This window comes from Microbacterium deminutum (genome assembly GCF_039530205.1).
GTDB classification, from domain to species: Bacteria; Actinomycetota; Actinomycetes; order Actinomycetales; family Microbacteriaceae; genus Microbacterium; species Microbacterium deminutum.
This window is the reverse complement of record NZ_BAAAOG010000001.1, coordinates 962,144-975,830: the sequence shown is the minus strand read 5'-3', so window position 1 is coordinate 975,830 and position 13,687 is coordinate 962,144. Positions and strand designations below refer to the sequence as shown.

At 68.7% G+C, this 13,687-nt stretch carries 16 protein-coding genes; 6 read left to right on the top strand and 10 right to left on the bottom strand.

Annotated features, from left to right (window positions below; genetic code table 11):
- Positions 1–24: 24 nt before the first annotated feature.
- Positions 25–834 carry a ParA family protein gene (locus ABD212_RS04375; RefSeq protein ID WP_344091558.1) on the top strand — a complete coding sequence of 270 codons (810 nt, stop codon included), beginning with the start codon at positions 25–27 and terminating at the stop codon, positions 832–834.
- Positions 835–949: 115 nt separating this feature from the next.
- Here ABD212_RS04375 and ABD212_RS04370 read toward each other — a convergent pair whose 3' ends face one another.
- The 3 genes from ABD212_RS04370 to ABD212_RS04360 all read right to left on the bottom strand — a co-directional run bounded on the left by ABD212_RS04370 (position 950) and on the right by ABD212_RS04360 (position 2,824).
- A complete protein-coding gene (locus ABD212_RS04370) occupies positions 950–1,495 on the bottom strand; it encodes a MerR family transcriptional regulator (RefSeq protein WP_344091556.1) in 546 nt (181 codons plus the stop codon).
- 127 nt (positions 1,496–1,622) lie between these two features.
- Positions 1,623–2,315, bottom strand: a complete 693-nt coding sequence (gene ftsR, locus ABD212_RS04365) for a transcriptional regulator FtsR (protein ID WP_344091554.1) — start codon at positions 2,313–2,315, stop codon at positions 1,623–1,625.
- Positions 2,315–2,824, bottom strand: a complete 510-nt coding sequence (locus ABD212_RS04360) for an FHA domain-containing protein (RefSeq protein WP_344091552.1) — start codon at positions 2,822–2,824, stop codon at positions 2,315–2,317. The genes ftsR and ABD212_RS04360 overlap by 1 nt, the downstream gene beginning before the upstream one ends.
- A 174-nt stretch (positions 2,825–2,998) precedes the next feature.
- Between ABD212_RS04360 and ABD212_RS04355 the strand changes: the two genes are divergently transcribed.
- Entirely contained in the window at positions 2,999–3,349 is a 351-nt protein-coding gene (locus tag ABD212_RS04355) for a hypothetical protein (RefSeq protein ID WP_344091550.1), read from the top strand.
- Positions 3,350–3,389: 40 nt separating this feature from the next.
- On the opposite strand, the gene ABD212_RS04350 is transcribed toward ABD212_RS04355, so the two are convergent.
- Entirely contained in the window at positions 3,390–3,791 is a 402-nt protein-coding gene (locus ABD212_RS04350; protein ID WP_344091548.1) for a four-helix bundle copper-binding protein, read from the bottom strand.
- A 170-nt stretch (positions 3,792–3,961) separates the two neighbouring features.
- Here ABD212_RS04350 and ABD212_RS04345 point away from each other — a divergent pair, with 170 nt between their 5' ends.
- Positions 3,962–4,636 carry a copper resistance CopC family protein gene (locus tag ABD212_RS04345; RefSeq protein ID WP_344091546.1) on the top strand — a complete coding sequence of 225 codons (675 nt, stop codon included), beginning with the start codon at positions 3,962–3,964 and terminating at the stop codon, positions 4,634–4,636.
- Positions 4,637–4,645: 9 nt separating this feature from the next.
- On the top strand, positions 4,646–6,043 hold the full coding sequence (gene lpdA, locus ABD212_RS04340) for a dihydrolipoyl dehydrogenase (RefSeq protein WP_344091543.1): 1,398 nt from the start codon (positions 4,646–4,648) through the stop codon (positions 6,041–6,043).
- Between the two features lie 84 nt (positions 6,044–6,127).
- On the opposite strand, the gene ABD212_RS04335 is transcribed toward lpdA, so the two are convergent.
- The 3 genes from ABD212_RS04335 to ABD212_RS04325 are packed head-to-tail and all read right to left on the bottom strand — an operon-like array spanning position 6,128 to position 7,503.
- Complete coding sequence (locus ABD212_RS04335; RefSeq protein WP_344091541.1) at positions 6,128–6,628, bottom strand: PaaI family thioesterase; 501 nt, start codon at positions 6,626–6,628, stop codon at positions 6,128–6,130.
- Between the two features lie 31 nt (positions 6,629–6,659).
- Entirely contained in the window at positions 6,660–7,256 is a 597-nt protein-coding gene (locus ABD212_RS04330) for a CYTH domain-containing protein (RefSeq protein ID WP_344091539.1), read from the bottom strand.
- Positions 7,257–7,287: 31 nt separating this feature from the next.
- Positions 7,288–7,503, bottom strand: coding sequence for a response regulator (locus tag ABD212_RS04325; protein WP_344091537.1), 216 nt, complete (start codon positions 7,501–7,503; stop codon positions 7,288–7,290).
- Between the two features lie 114 nt (positions 7,504–7,617).
- Here ABD212_RS04325 and glgP point away from each other — a divergent pair, with 114 nt between their 5' ends.
- Complete coding sequence (gene glgP / locus ABD212_RS04320; protein WP_344091535.1) at positions 7,618–10,179, top strand: alpha-glucan family phosphorylase; 2,562 nt, start codon at positions 7,618–7,620, stop codon at positions 10,177–10,179.
- Positions 10,180–10,246: 67 nt separating this feature from the next.
- Complete coding sequence (locus tag ABD212_RS04315) at positions 10,247–10,978, top strand: glutamine amidotransferase (protein WP_344091532.1); 732 nt, start codon at positions 10,247–10,249, stop codon at positions 10,976–10,978.
- Positions 10,979–10,989: 11 nt separating this feature from the next.
- On the opposite strand, the gene ABD212_RS04310 is transcribed toward ABD212_RS04315, so the two are convergent.
- From ABD212_RS04310 to ABD212_RS04300, 3 genes are all read right to left on the bottom strand, one after another.
- The gene (locus ABD212_RS04310; protein ID WP_344091530.1) at positions 10,990–11,619 is read right to left on the bottom strand and encodes a TetR/AcrR family transcriptional regulator; all 630 of its coding nucleotides are present in this window, start codon (positions 11,617–11,619) and stop codon (positions 10,990–10,992) included.
- A gap of 334 nt (positions 11,620–11,953) precedes the next feature.
- A complete protein-coding gene (locus tag ABD212_RS04305; protein WP_344091527.1) occupies positions 11,954–12,646 on the bottom strand; it encodes an NAD(P)H-hydrate epimerase in 693 nt (230 codons plus the stop codon).
- Positions 12,639–13,640 carry a YihY/virulence factor BrkB family protein gene (locus tag ABD212_RS04300; protein WP_344091525.1) on the bottom strand — a complete coding sequence of 334 codons (1,002 nt, stop codon included), beginning with the start codon at positions 13,638–13,640 and terminating at the stop codon, positions 12,639–12,641. The genes ABD212_RS04305 and ABD212_RS04300 overlap by 8 nt, the downstream gene beginning before the upstream one ends.
- Between the last annotated feature and the right edge of the window lie 47 nt (positions 13,641–13,687).

Below are 13,687 nucleotides of genomic sequence, written 5' to 3'. Positions count from 1 at the left end.
TACGGGAAGGTAACGTAGTGCCTTGTGCACGTACTCTCCGTCAGCTCGCTCAAGGGCGGGGTCGGCAAGACAACCGTGACGCTGGGACTCGCTTCCGCTGCTTTTGCGCGGGGAGTTCGCACGCTCGTGGTCGATCTCGACCCCCAGTCCGATGTCTCGACGGGCATGGACATCCAGGTCGCCGGGCGCCTCAACGTCTCGGATGTCCTCGGCAACCCCAAAGAAAAAGTCGTCCGTCAGGCCATCACCTCCAGCGGGTGGGCCAAGGTCCACCCCGGAATCATCGATGTGATGATCGGCAGTCCGTCCGCCATCAACTTCGACGGCCCGCACCCGAGCGTGCGAGACGTGTGGAAGCTCGAAGAGGCGCTCGCCACGATCGAGGCGGACTACGACCTCGTCCTGGTCGACTGCGCACCGTCGCTCAATGCGCTGACCCGCACGGCGTGGGCGGCATCCGACCGTGTGATCGTCGTCACCGAGCCGGGCCTGTTCTCCGTCGCCGCCGCCGACCGGGCACTCCGCGCGATCGAAGAGATCCGCCGCGGTCTGTCGCCGCGGCTGCAGCCGCTCGGGATCGTCGTGAACCGCGTGCGGCCGCAGTCGATCGAGCACCAGTTCCGGATCAAGGAGCTGCGCGACATGTTCGGTCCGCTGGTGCTCGCGCCGCAGCTGCCCGAGCGCACCTCGCTGCAGCAGGCGCAGGGTGCTGCGAAGCCGTTGCACATCTGGCCCGGCGACTCCGCTCAGGAGCTCGCCGCCGACTTCGACGCCCTGCTGGACCGCGTGATGCGGACGGGCCGCATCCCGGTGGCCGGCGAGGCGCGCGCATAGCCCTTCCGGTCCCCCCCGGTCGTTGAGCGAGGGAGCGCAGCGACCGAGACGAAACGCGCCGGACGTCCCGCAACGCGCGCTCGCTCAGCCACTGGAGGAGCGGCCGGGAATGGGGTCAGGCAGTGCGGGCGGCGCGACGAGCGGAGAGCTCGTCCATCGCATCGGGCGACTGCGCATCGAAGTCGACGAGCGTCGACTCGACCTCGCTGAGCACCTTGCCGACTGCGATGCCGAAGACACCCTGTCCGCGACTCACGAGGTCGATGACCTCGTCGTTCGATGTGCACAGGTAGACGGACGCCCCGTCGCTCATGAGCGTGGTGCCGGCGAGATCGCGGATGCCGGACGAACGCAGCTGCTCGACCGCCGTGCGGATCTGCTGCAGCGAGATCCCGGTGTCGAGCAGGCGCTTCACCAGCTTCAGGACCAGGATGTCGCGGAAGCCGTACAGCCGCTGCGAGCCCGAACCGGTGGCTCCTCGAACCGTGGGTTCGACGAGCTCGGTGCGTGCCCAGTAGTCGAGCTGTCGATAGGTGATGCCGGCGGCACGGGCTGCGACGGCACCGCGGTAGCCGACCTCGTCGTCCATCTGCGGAAGTCCGTCGGTGAAGAGGAGATCCGCCACGAATGGCTGATCGTCGCCTGTTTCGCGAGCGGTCATGCGCATCCCCCCTCGAGATCCGTTGGTTCCACGCTAGATCAGCCTCCCCCATGCGGCAACGACATACGCGCCGAGCCGTCGGCGTGTCGCGTGGCGCGACCGCCCGACCTGCCGTTGGGTCGACCGTTCAGGAGAGCAGCCGGTCGAGAGCGGATCGCACGAAGATCGTGCGGACCTCTTCGAGACGCTTCGCAAGCTCGCCCGCGAGTTCTCCGGCGCGGCCGCGGGAGGCGGCATCCGTCCTCCGCAGCAGCGGCGCGAGGGCCGACTCGACCAGCGACACATCCCGCTCGGCGCTCTGCCGCAGCGCCCGCACGTGACGCGGCTCGATGCCGTGCCGGTCGAGCGCGACGAGCGCCCGCAGCAGCGTGACGGACTGCTCGGTGTACGACTCCGCGCCGATGAGCACACCGGTGCTGATCGCGTCGTTGAGCAGCTGCGGAGCGGCGCCTGCCGCGACGAGCAGCTCGTCACGGCGATAGCGGCGCGGAGCCGGCACGATCGAGGGCGGCGGCACGGCTGTCGGGGTCGCGGGGTCGCGCCCGGCATCGACGTCCTCGAGGTACTCGCGGATGACGACGAGCGGCAGGTAGTGGTCGCGCTGCAGGGTGAGCGCGAGACGCAGCCGTTCGAGGTCGTCGGGCGTGAACTTGCGGTAGCCGGATTCCGTGCGCATGGGCGTGACGATGCCCTGGACTTCGAGGAATCGGAGCTTGCTCGACGTCAGCGTCGGGAAGTCCGGCGAGAGTCTCGCCAGCACTTGCCCGATGCTCAGAAGACCCGCGGACGACGGTCGTTCGCGGGCGGATGCGGCAGGCATCACCCGCCTGCGGGCTGGGCCAGGTCAGCGGGCGAGACGAAGAAGTTCAGGCGGAACTTGCCGATGCGCAGCTCGGAGCCGTTGTTCAGCGGGGCACGGTCCACGCGCTCGCCGTCCACATAGGTGCCGTTGAGGGATCGCTGGTCGACCAGCTCGAACGCGGCGCCCGACCGGGTGATCTCGGCGTGGCGACGCGAGACGGTGACGTCGTCGAAGAAGATGTCGGCTTCGGGATGCCGGCCGACGGTGGTGACGTCGGTGTCGAGGAGGTAGCGCGCGCCCGCGGTGGGTCCGGACCGCACCAGCAGCAGCGCCGCGCCGCTGGGCAGCGCCTCGATCGCCTCGAGCTCGGCAGTGTTGAGATCGCTGCCGAACGGCACGAACGAGAGGTCGGAATCATGTCCGAAGGTCTGCGTCGTGTCGGTGCCGCGCTCGCTGTGGCCTGCCGCGCCCCCGAGGCCGGAACCTCGGCGGATCTCGTCCGGCTCAGGTCGGCGGTTGTCCTCCACGGTGTTCCCTCCTCTGGCTTGCAAGCCTATCCGATCGCCCCAGGCGCGAAAGAGCCGAATCGGGCCCCCGACGCGCGATCTCCGATTGTTTCGTACCGTTTCGGCCGGGATGCCGCGGATCGGGACGCGCCCCTAACCTGATTGAAGTCCGAACCTACGAGAAGGAGCAGTCCCGTGTCGAGCCCGCAGCGCCATAACCCCCCCGTCGAGGTGCGGGAGCGTGTGGCGTGCATGTGCGACCACGGCGACGGCTGCTCCTCATTCGCACCCGGGCACGCACTCCACCTCATCCAGGCACGGCTCTCGTCGGCGACGCCGTCCGACTGGTCGGACGCGATCGTCGAGTCGGCGGATGCCGCCACCGGCGTGATCGTCGTCCGCACCCTGTCGGACGCCGCGCCTGTCGCCGTGTGGAGCGCCGCGGGCGCGGCAGAGCAACTCGCTCCCGGTTCGCCGGTCGCGCTGCACGGGCGCTACCACGTGCTGGCGGTCGGGCGCGAGCGCTTCAACATCCTGCGCGGCTGACCTCGAACGACTGAGCCACCGCGTCCGGCGATGACTGCTGTCAGCTCATCGCCATCATCGAGTTCTTGACCGCCATGCACGCGTCCATGCAGGCCTGGCACGACTGAGCGCACATCTTGCAGACCTCGCTCTGGTCGGCGTGCTTCATGCACTCATCCATGCAGGTCTGGCACATCGCGATGCACGCGTCGAGCATCGCCATCATGGATGCCTGGGTGGTCCCCTGCATCCGGATCATGGTGCGCATCATCGTGTTGCACATATCAGCGCAATTCATGCACGCCGGGGCGCAATCCATCATCTGCGTGGAACATACCGTGCACGCCTGCTCGCAGGCCGAGCAGGCATCCATACAGGCCTGCATCACGGACATGTCCATCGAGTCCATTCCGGGCATCGACATCATGTCCTTCGACATGGCGTCCATCATCATGGAGTCCATCTCACGCTCCTTCCTCTGGTGGTGGCGGCGGTGACCGCCTGATCGGAACGCTACTCCGACGCACGTCCCACGTCACGGGGTCGGCGGCGCGCTCAGGTTCAATTCACATGCCCGACATATGAAATGTCCGGCGCCCAGCGTGGCTGTACGAGAGGCGTAGCCTGGTCGGGATGCCTGAGAAGACCTCCTCCCCACGTTTCCTCACTCGTTTACTGATCGCCGCGGCAGTCGCCGTGTTCCTGTCCGGGGGTGGCCTTCTGATGGCGGCGCCTGCCAGCGCCCATGACGAGCTCGTGTCGACGGATCCCGCAGCCGATTCGACCGTCGATGCCCTCCCGGCCCAGTTGACGCTGACGTTCAACGAGGCGATCTCCACCGATGCGGGCGCCTCAGCGGTGCAGGTGACGGATGCCGCGGGCACATCCCTGACCGCGGGAACCCCCATCGCGCAGGACAACGTCCTCACGCAGCCGCTCGAGGGCGCGGCATCCGGGGCCATCAGGGTGCTGTGGAAGGTCGTCTCGGCCGATGGCCACCCGGTCTCGGGCGAGCTCTCGTTCACCGTGTCCGGCGGGACGACGACGCCGACTCCCACACCGACGGCGACCGTCTCCCCGACGCCAACGCCGACCGAGACGGCCAGCCCGTCCCCCTCGACCGTCCCCGACGACACTGGGGACGCCGGTGCCGCCGTGGCGTGGATCATCGGCGGGATCATCCTCGCCGCTGTGCTCGGCGCGATCACCTACGTTCTGGTGTCGCGGGCGCGCCGGGAGCGCGACAAGGCGGCGCTGGATGCGGCCGCCCGGTCCGCCACCCGAAACGAGCCCCCCGCCGACCGATAGGCTTCAGCCATGCCTCACTACGACGTCGTCATTCTCGGCGCCGGCCCCGGCGGGTACGTCGCGGCCGTCCGCAGCGCTCAGCTCGGCCTCTCCGTCGGGATCATCGAAGAGAAGTACTGGGGCGGTGTGTGCTTGAACGTGGGGTGCATTCCTTCGAAGGCGCTCCTCAAGAACGCCGATCTCGCGCACACCTTCCACCACAAGGCGGAGCTGTTCGGCATCTCGGGTGAGGTGTCGTTCGACTTCGGCGCAGCGTGGGATCGCAGCCGCAAGGTCGCCGACACCCATGTGAGGGGTGTCCACTTCCTGATGAAGAAGAACAAGGTGACCGAGCATCAGGGTCGCGGCTCCTTCGTCGACGCGCACACGATCGACGTCGCGAAGGAAGACGGATCCACCGAGCGCGTCACGTTCGACAACGCGATCATCAGCACGGGGTCGAAGGTGCGACTTCTTCCTGGAGTCGAACTCGGCGGCAACGTCGTCACTTACGAGGAGCAGATCCTCGCTCGCGACCTTCCCGAGTCGATCGTCATCGTGGGCGCGGGCGCCATCGGCATGGAGTTCGCCTTCGTGCTCGTGAACTACGGCGTGAAGGTCACGATCATCGAGTTCCTCGACCGGGCTCTGCCGATGGAGGACGAGGATGTCTCGAAGGAGATCGCCCGCCAGTACAAGAAGTACGGCGTCGACATCCTCACCTCGACGAAAGTCGAAACGGTCGTCGACCATGGCGACCGCGTCACGGTGACGTACACGCCGAAGGACGGCGGCCAGGGGTCGATCGATGCCGACAAGGTGATGATGTCGATCGGATTCGCTCCCAACGTCGAGGGCTTCGGGCTCGAGAACACCGGTGTGAAGCTCACCGACCGCGGCGCGATCGAGATCGACGACTTCATGCACACGTCGGTCCCCCACATCTACGCGATCGGCGACGTCACCGCGAAGCTTCAGCTCGCGCACGTCGCCGAGGCGCAGGGCGTCGTCGCCGCCGAGACGATCGGCAAGGCCGAGACGATGGCGCTCGGCGACTACCGGATGATGCCGCGCGCGACGTTCTGCTCGCCGCAGGTCGCTTCGTTCGGCCTCACCGAGCAGCAGGCGCGGGATGCCGGCTACGACGTGAAGGTCGCCAAGTTCCCGTTCTCGGCGAACGGCAAGGCCAACGGCCTCGGCGAGCCGATCGGCTTCGTGAAGCTGGTGGCGGATGCCGAGCACCTCGAGCTCCTCGGCGGACACCTGATCGGGCCCGACGTGTCGGAGCTTCTTCCGGAGCTGACGCTGGCGCAGAAGTGGGACCTGACGGCGCTCGAGGCGGCGCGCAACGTGCACACGCACCCGACGCTGTCCGAGGCCGTGCAAGAGACCTTCCACGGTCTCGTCGGCCACATGATCAACCTCTAGGCGTCGGAGCGGCGCCGCAACCGCACCCCGACCCGTCGCGAGCCGGACGCCGACGCGTCACTGCAGCCCCCCGCCGGCGACCGACTATCCCCGCAGCACGAGGAGCGAACCCGTCGCCGTTGCGAAGACCCGGCCCTCGGCATCCGTCAGCTCGCCGGACGCGAAGATCACGCGCTGACCGCCCTTGACCACCCGGCCGCGCGCCCGAAGCAGCCCCGCGGTCGCGAGGATCGGACGCAGATACGACACGTTCAGGTCGATCGACGTGTAGCCGACGCCAGCCGGAAGCGTCGTATGCGCGGCGCAGCCGATCACCGTGTCGAGCAGCGTGCACGCGAGGCCGCCGTGCACCATGCCGAGCGGGTTGTAGAGGTACTCCCCCACTTCGCACTCGAAGACGGCTTCACCCGGCTCGGCGGACACCATCTCGAAGCCCATCAGCCGCGAGATCGGCGGCGGCGGATATTCGCCCGAGATGAGTGCACGCAGATAGCTGAGGCCGTCGAGTTCCCGGGATGCCGCAAGCGGCGGCACCGGATCCTCCCAGGTGATCGTGCGGGAGCGCTCCACGAAGTCGGCATCCATGACGCCAGACTATGGCCGGATTCAACCCGGGTCAGGCGCCGAGTGCGCGTGCGAGTTTCGAAGCGGATCCCGCCGGTCGCCCGCCGACCGCGGTTATCGCGTCGTCCGCAGCAGCGAACAGCGAGGCCGGATCCGCCGGCGCCGCCGCCCCGAGTTCGAACTCCCACTCGCGCCACGCGCGCTCCACGCCGGAGCGCTGGTCTGTCGCCCTGACTCGGTCGTCGACGAACTCGGCGACGAGACCGCCATCGGCCGCGCGCAGCGCGTAGGCGGTGCGCGCGTTGCGGATCCGGGCGAGCGGCAGCAGGGGCTCCGTCGTCACCGGTGACAGCGCGGCCAGGATCGCCGGCGGCACGACCGAAGCGTCCCGGGCGTCGCCGAGCGGCCAGTGCTGTTCGACGCGCCCGCCATCCACGAGCGGTCCCTTGATATGCCAGCCCTCGTCGGGTCCTCCGCTGCGGCGTCGCAGCGCGAAGCCCGAGCGGGCCAAAGACCTGTCGGCGGTATCGAGGTACTGCGCGTCGAGCTCACGGATCTCCGCCGCGCCGACGACCGCGACCCCGGGCAAGGCGGTCCAGTCCGGCAGCGCCGCGAGGTCGTCGACGTCGTACTTGCGCTCGATCTCCACTGAGCGGCTGGCGTCTGCGTCCGACCCCCGCTCAGTCGTCGGAGGGTCCGATCTCGTCCGTGGCCTCGACGAACCAGAATGCCGCCGCGGTGGGACCGGCGTCGCCATCCCCGGTGTGCTCTGCGCCGCCGCGACGGTACACGATCTGCCCCTCGCCATAAGGAACGATGAGGGAATCGAGCTCGGGGCTCTCGAGGGGCAGGAGCTGCCCATCCAGCGGGCCTCCGTGAAGTCGTGCAATCGCCATGGGGTGAGCATAGACCCGGCGTCCCGCGCGGGGCCGCGCACACGCGAGGACCGTGCACGCAGCCGTAACATGCGAGTGCATGCGATTTCATGCGGTGCCCATAGAATCGCACGAGTGAAGGCCATCCGAACGTTCACCGTCCGCCCCGTCCTCGCTGACAGCCTCGCTCCACTCGATCGACTCGCCTCCAACTGGCGCTGGTCGTGGAGTCGTGCGACCTACGCGCTGTTCGCATCCATGGACCCCGCCCGCTGGGAGGAGATCGGTGAGAACCCGGCTCGGATGCTGGGCGCCCTGGGACAGGACAAGCTCGATCAGCTCGCCCGCGACGGCGAGTTCGTCGGCCGGGTGCGCGCAGAGGACGAGCGGCTCACCGCGTACCTCGAAGGCGACCGATGGTTCCAGAACCTCGAGGGCGACAAGCCGGCCCACATCGCGTACTTCTCCCCCGAGTTCGGTGTCGACGGCTCGCTCCCCCAGTACTCGGGCGGCCTCGGCATCCTCGCAGGCGATCATCTGAAGAGCGCGTCGGACCTCGGCGTTCCGCTCACCGGTGTCGGCCTCTTCTACCGGGCGGGCTACTTCCGGCAGTCGATCGGCGAGGACGGCTGGCAGCGCGAGAGCTACCCGCTGCTCGATCCGTACGGGCTGGGGCTGACGCTGCTGCGCGATGAGGATGCCGCGCCCGTCGAGATCACGCTCGACCTGCCAGGCGACCGGCAGCTGCATTCCCGCGTGTGGGTGGCCGACATCGGCCGCGTTCCGCTGCTGCTGCTCGACTCCGAGACGCCGTCCAACTCCGAGGACATGCGCCGCGTCACCGACCGCCTCTACGGCGGCGGCGGCGAGCACCGTCTGCTGCAGGAGCTGCTGCTCGGGGTCGGCGGCGTCCGCGCCGTGCGCGCCTGGAGCGCGCTCAACGGCAAGCCCACTCCCGACGTCTACCACACGAACGAGGGGCACGCCGGCTTCCAGGGCCTCGAGCGGATGTCGGAGCTCATCACGCAGGACGGCCTCGACTTCGACCAGGCCCTCGCCCAGGTGCGGGCATCCACCGTCTTCACGACCCACACGCCGGTACCCGCCGGCATCGACCGCTTCCCGCGCGACCTCATCGCGGACTTCCTCGCGAGCAGCCTCTTCACCGGGCTCGACGCGGGTCGCGCGATCGCGCTCGGCCTGGAGACCTACGACGGCGGCGACCAGGGCGTGTTCAACATGGCGGTGCTCGGCCTGCACCTCGGACAGCACGCCAACGGCGTCTCGGTGCTGCACGGCGAGGTGAGCCGTGGCATGTTCGGGCAGCTCTGGCCCGGCGTCGACACCGAAGAGGTGCCGATCACGTCGATCACGAACGGCGTGCACGCGCCGACGTGGGTGCATCCGGCGCTCAAGGGCGTGAGCGAGCGGGCCTGGGGCAACGCGCACACCGACACGCATGACTGGACCGACCGGGGAATCGTCTCGGATGGCGAGCTGTGGGGCGTCCGTCAGCACATGAAGCAGCAGCTCGTGGCGGAAGCGCGACGGCGGGTCGCGGCATCCATTCAGGCCACCGGCAGCGGCGTCGTTCCGTCGTGGGTGGAGCGGATCCTCGACCCCGAGGTGCTGACGATCGGCTTCGCCCGGCGCGTGCCGACGTACAAGCGCCTCACGCTCATGCTCCGTGATCCGGAGCGGCTGACGAAGCTTCTGACGGATCCCGACCGGCCCGTGCAGATCGTGATCGGCGGAAAGTCGCACCCGGCGGACGACTCGGGCAAGATCCTGATCCAGCAGCTGGTGCGATTCAGCCGCGATCCGCAGGTGCGCGGCCGAATCGTCTTCCTGCCCGACTACGAGATCAGCCTCGCGAAGACGCTCTACCCCGGCTGCGACGTCTGGCTGAACAACCCGCTGCGTCCGCTCGAGGCCTGCGGCACGAGCGGCATGAAGGCGGCGCTCAATGGCGCGCTCAACCTGTCGATCCTCGACGGATGGTGGGACGAGTGGTACGACGGGCAGAACGGCTGGGCGATTCCGACCGCCGACACGGCTTCGAACGACGAGGAGCGGGATGACGCCGAGGCGTCCGCGCTGTACGACCTCATCGAGCACCAGCTCGTGCCGCGCTTCTACGAGCGCGAGAACGGGTTGCCGCTCGCGTGGCTCGGAATGGTGCGGCACACGATGACCGAGCTCGGCAAGAAGGCGACGAGCGACCGGATGGTGCGCGACTACGTCACGCGGCTGTATGTGCCCGCCGCGGCTCACGACGCCGCGCTGCGCGCGAACAGGTTCAAAGAGGCGAAGGCTCTCGCGGTGTTCGTAAGCCGTGTTCGGGATGCCTGGCCCAGGGTGCATGTCGACAATGTCGACTCTTCGGGCATCCCGCAGCAGGCGCAGGCGGGCGACACGCTCGAGGTGCGTGCAGGCGTGCGGCTGGACGGACTCTCGCCGGACGATGTGGCGGTCGAGCTCGCCTACGGACGCACGAACGAGGACGACGCGCTCGCCGGCGATCGCTCGGTGTATCGCCTGTCGCCCGTCGGCAAGGAGGTCGACGGCGTGACGACGTTCACGGGCGTGCTGCCGCTGACGGTGACCGGCACCTTCGGATACACCGTGCGCGTGGTGCCGACGCACCCGCAGCTCGTCTCGCCCGTGGAGCTGGGCCTGGTCACCTACGCCTCATGACGTAGACGCGTTCGTCTCGCTCCGCTCGCTCAACGACCGAGGCCCCGCAACCCCGTATCCTCGACACGTGAAGCCCTTCGTCCTCCTCGCCACCCGGGCTGAAGACCTCCCCGCGGATGAGGAGTACGCACTCTTCCTGCGCTACGGCGGGCTGACCGCGGAGCAGCTGATCCGCGTGCGGCTCGAGGCCGGGCCGATGCCCCAGTTCGATCTGGACGACTTCTCGGGCATCTTCGTCGGCGGCGGACCATTCAACGCCTCCGATCCGCCGGAGAAGAAGTCCGACGTGCAGCACCGGGTGGAGGCCGAGTTCCAGGTGCTTCTCGACGACGTCGTCACACGCGACTTCCCGTTCCTCGGTGCCTGCTATGGCATCGGCACCCTGGGAGTGCACCAGGGCGCGACGATCGACCGCACCTACCCCGAGCCGATCAGCGTGGTGCCGGTCACGCTCGCCGAGGGCGCGGCATCCGACCCCCTTCTCGATGGGATGCCGCCGACCTTCGAGGCTTTCGTGGGCCACAAGGAGGCGATCTCGATTCTTCCGCCGTCCGCGGTGCTGCTGGCATCGTCGCCGGCGTGCCCGGTGCAGATGTTCCGGGTCGGCACGAACGTGTACGCGACACAGTTCCACCCCGAGCTGGATGTCGAGGGCATCATGACGAGGATCCATGCGTACGCCGACCACGGGTATTTCGCCGCGGACGAGCTGGAGCTGACCCTCGCCGCGGCACGGCGTGCACCTGTCTCGCATCCGAGCCGGATCCTGCGGAACTTCGTCGAGCGCTACGCCCGATAGCGCTGCGCGAGCTACTGCCCGGAAGTCTCTCCCACCTGTTCCGCGAGGTACCCCCGGAACTGCTCGAGATCGAGCGGCTTCCCGCCGAGCGGCGGCCGCGGCGACCCTTCGGCGCGGAGCCCGTCGAACAGGATGCCCCGCATCCGCCCGACGATCACGCTGCGCAACGGCTCAGGCAGTCTCGCGAGCCCGCCGAGCGCCGACGTCACGAACGCGAGGTCGGTCAGATCGACGTCGCTGCGCAGCGACCCCTCGGCCCACGCTCTCTCGAGCACGACTCGGAAGTCCTGCTCGGCCCGGCCGTTCGTGCTGGCCACCCGGCGCGCACGCGCACGTGACACGACCACCCAGGGGGTGTCGAAGTACATCGCGGTGACGCCGTCCAGGTATATCGCCAGCCCGTCCCAGCCGGTGGCCGCGGATTCCGCCGCCTCGGCGATCTCCGCATATCTGCGCTGAAGTCGATCGGCGAGCCCTTGCATCAGCGCCTCGCGATCGATGAAGTGCCGGTAGAGAGTGCCCTTGCCGACTCCCGCCCGCTCGGCGATGAGGTTGAAGGGCGCCTCGATTCCGTGTTCGACGAAGACCTCGGCGGCCGCATCGAGCACCCGTTCCCGGTTCGCCTCGGCATCCGCTCGCACGGTATCTTCCTTCCGCCCGACTGCTCCCCCGTGCGCTCATTCCTGCGTACCGCAATTGCGGACTCGAATCCGACCCCGACCATTGTTCTTTCGGTTTGAGTTCTGGTAATCTCCAGCCTATACGGACCGTGAGGTCCGATTAGGTCCTGGGGGAGCAGCGACTGAGGAGCAATCCTCGCCGTCATCTGAGCCTGCTCGATCCCGAGATCGAATCCACACTCGTCACCACCAAGAGCGTCGGACTGGGATGTCGCTGAGCGGCCGGGACCTGGGGGCCTGGCCGCTCAGCGAGTCCTTCCACCGCGCCCCCGAACCGCCGGATCCGTTCTCCGCGTCAGCCCCGGACGACCCGGTCGACGGATGCCTCTCCAGCCGGCACCTCGTCCGCAAGGCCCCGCTCGAGACCCAGCTCCACCAGGACGATCCTGCCGCAGAGCGAAGGGCCGCGCCCCGACGCGAGCCCGGCCTTCACCGCACCGAACGTGACGGTTACGGCCGCCGGCAGGACGGTGTCATCCGCTTCTCCGGTGTCGGGGTTCAGGCCGCTCGGCACATCGACGGCGACCACCCGCGGCCGCCCCGCGCGTACCGCCGGCAGCAGGAGCTCCACAGCCTCGCGCGCTGTCCCGCGCAGCGCCGACGACGCCGAAGACCCGATCCCGACCATCCCGTCGATCAGCACGTCGTATCCGGATGCCGCGTCCCGGGCCTCCGGAAGCTCGACCCGCGCGGCTCCCGCCGCGATCGCTGTCGCCAACCCCTCCTCATGGAAGCGATCCGACAGGAGCAGCAGACGAACTTCAGTGACAGATGCCAGTTCAGCCGCAGCGAAGAGCGCGTCGCCGCCGTTGTCGCCGCCGCCCACGAGGACGAGCACGCGGCTGCTCGCGGCATCCGTCAACTCGTCGCGCACGACCGAGGCGAGCGCCGCGGCGGCCCGCCGCATCAGCGGCTCCCCTGCCGCGAGCAGCGGCGCCTCGGCCGCCCGCACCTGCATGGCGCGATAGGTCGAGAAGGCCTCAGCCACGCGTGCGCTCCTTCTCTTCCCCCGCACGGGCGTTGACGAGCTCTTCGTTCGCGAGTCGGGCGAGGTCTTCGGCATCCCGCACGCGCCGCTGCGCGAAGGTCCTCGCGCCGTACCGCGCACGTACCCGATCCGACTCCTCGGCGACGCCGGTGATGATGTAGGCGCCGGCGATGAGGATCACCTGCGCCGAGAGGTTCAGCCAGACCAGCAGCGCGATCAGCGAGGCGAAAGAGGCGTAGATGGGGTTGCGCGACACGGCGCCGACGAACAGGAACGACAGCTGCTGCAGCACCGTCAGCGCCACCGCCCCGAGCAGCGCCCCGCTCCACAGCGACCGCGCCGAGGGCTTCAGTCCCGAGAGCAGCCGGAACAGGATGCCGATGCACAGCGCGTCGAGCACGAACACGACTGCGATCGACAGCGCGCGGGCGCTGAACACCGTGAGCGGATCATCGGGTCCCCGACCGAGCCATTCCGTGAGGGCGCCGATGCCGGCCGTGCCGTAGAACGTGATCACCGCCGAGGCGAGGAACGCCGCGCCGATGCCGATCGCGATGACCACGTTGCGCAGCATCACCCAGATCCAGAAGATGTCGTCGTGCACGTGCCGGGCGAGCTGCCGAAAGGCCATGCGCAGCGAGCCGATCGCTCCTATCGCCGCGCCCAGCAGGGCGACCAGGGCGACGATGCCGGTGATCGTCAGACCCGCGGGAGCCTGGATCGTCTTCGGATCGATGAGCCCCTGGTCTCCGAGCAGCCCCGGGATCGCGGCATCCACCACACTCACCAGGGAATTGAGGACATCGGGGTTGCCGGCGAGCCACAGCGAGGCGACAGAGAACCCGAGGAAGACGCCGGCGAACACGCTGAACATCGTGCGGTAGCTGATGCTGTCGGCCAGCATCGGCCCCCGGCTGTCGGCGTAGAGCAGGAACGCGCGCACCGGCTTGAGCGTGAGCGCCCAGGCGGTGACACGCTCGATCAGGTCCTTCATGGCGCCACCTTATCCACCGCCGCCGCCCCCGGAGTTCGGGCTCGACA

What these genes read in the sequence shown, in the direction of transcription:
- ABD212_RS04325 (WP_344091537.1), bottom strand. Translation starts at nt 7,503, where the DNA reads ATGGCGATTGCACGACTTCACGGAGGCCCGCTGGATGGGCAGCTCCTG.
- ABD212_RS04300 (WP_344091525.1), bottom strand. Translation starts at nt 13,640, where the DNA reads ATGAAGGACCTGATCGAGCGTGTCACCGCCTGGGCGCTCACGCTCAAG.
- ftsR (WP_344091554.1), bottom strand. Translation starts at nt 2,315, where the DNA reads ATGCCTGCCGCATCCGCCCGCGAACGACCGTCGTCCGCGGGTCTTCTG.
- ABD212_RS04370 (WP_344091556.1), bottom strand. Translation starts at nt 1,495, where the DNA reads ATGACCGCTCGCGAAACAGGCGACGATCAGCCATTCGTGGCGGATCTC.
- lpdA (WP_344091543.1), top strand. Translation starts at nt 4,646, where the DNA reads ATGCCTCACTACGACGTCGTCATTCTCGGCGCCGGCCCCGGCGGGTAC.
- ABD212_RS04345 (WP_344091546.1), top strand. Translation starts at nt 3,962, where the DNA reads ATGCCTGAGAAGACCTCCTCCCCACGTTTCCTCACTCGTTTACTGATC.
- ABD212_RS04335 (WP_344091541.1), bottom strand. Translation starts at nt 6,628, where the DNA reads ATGGATGCCGACTTCGTGGAGCGCTCCCGCACGATCACCTGGGAGGAT.
- ABD212_RS04350 (WP_344091548.1), bottom strand. Translation starts at nt 3,791, where the DNA reads ATGGACTCCATGATGATGGACGCCATGTCGAAGGACATGATGTCGATG.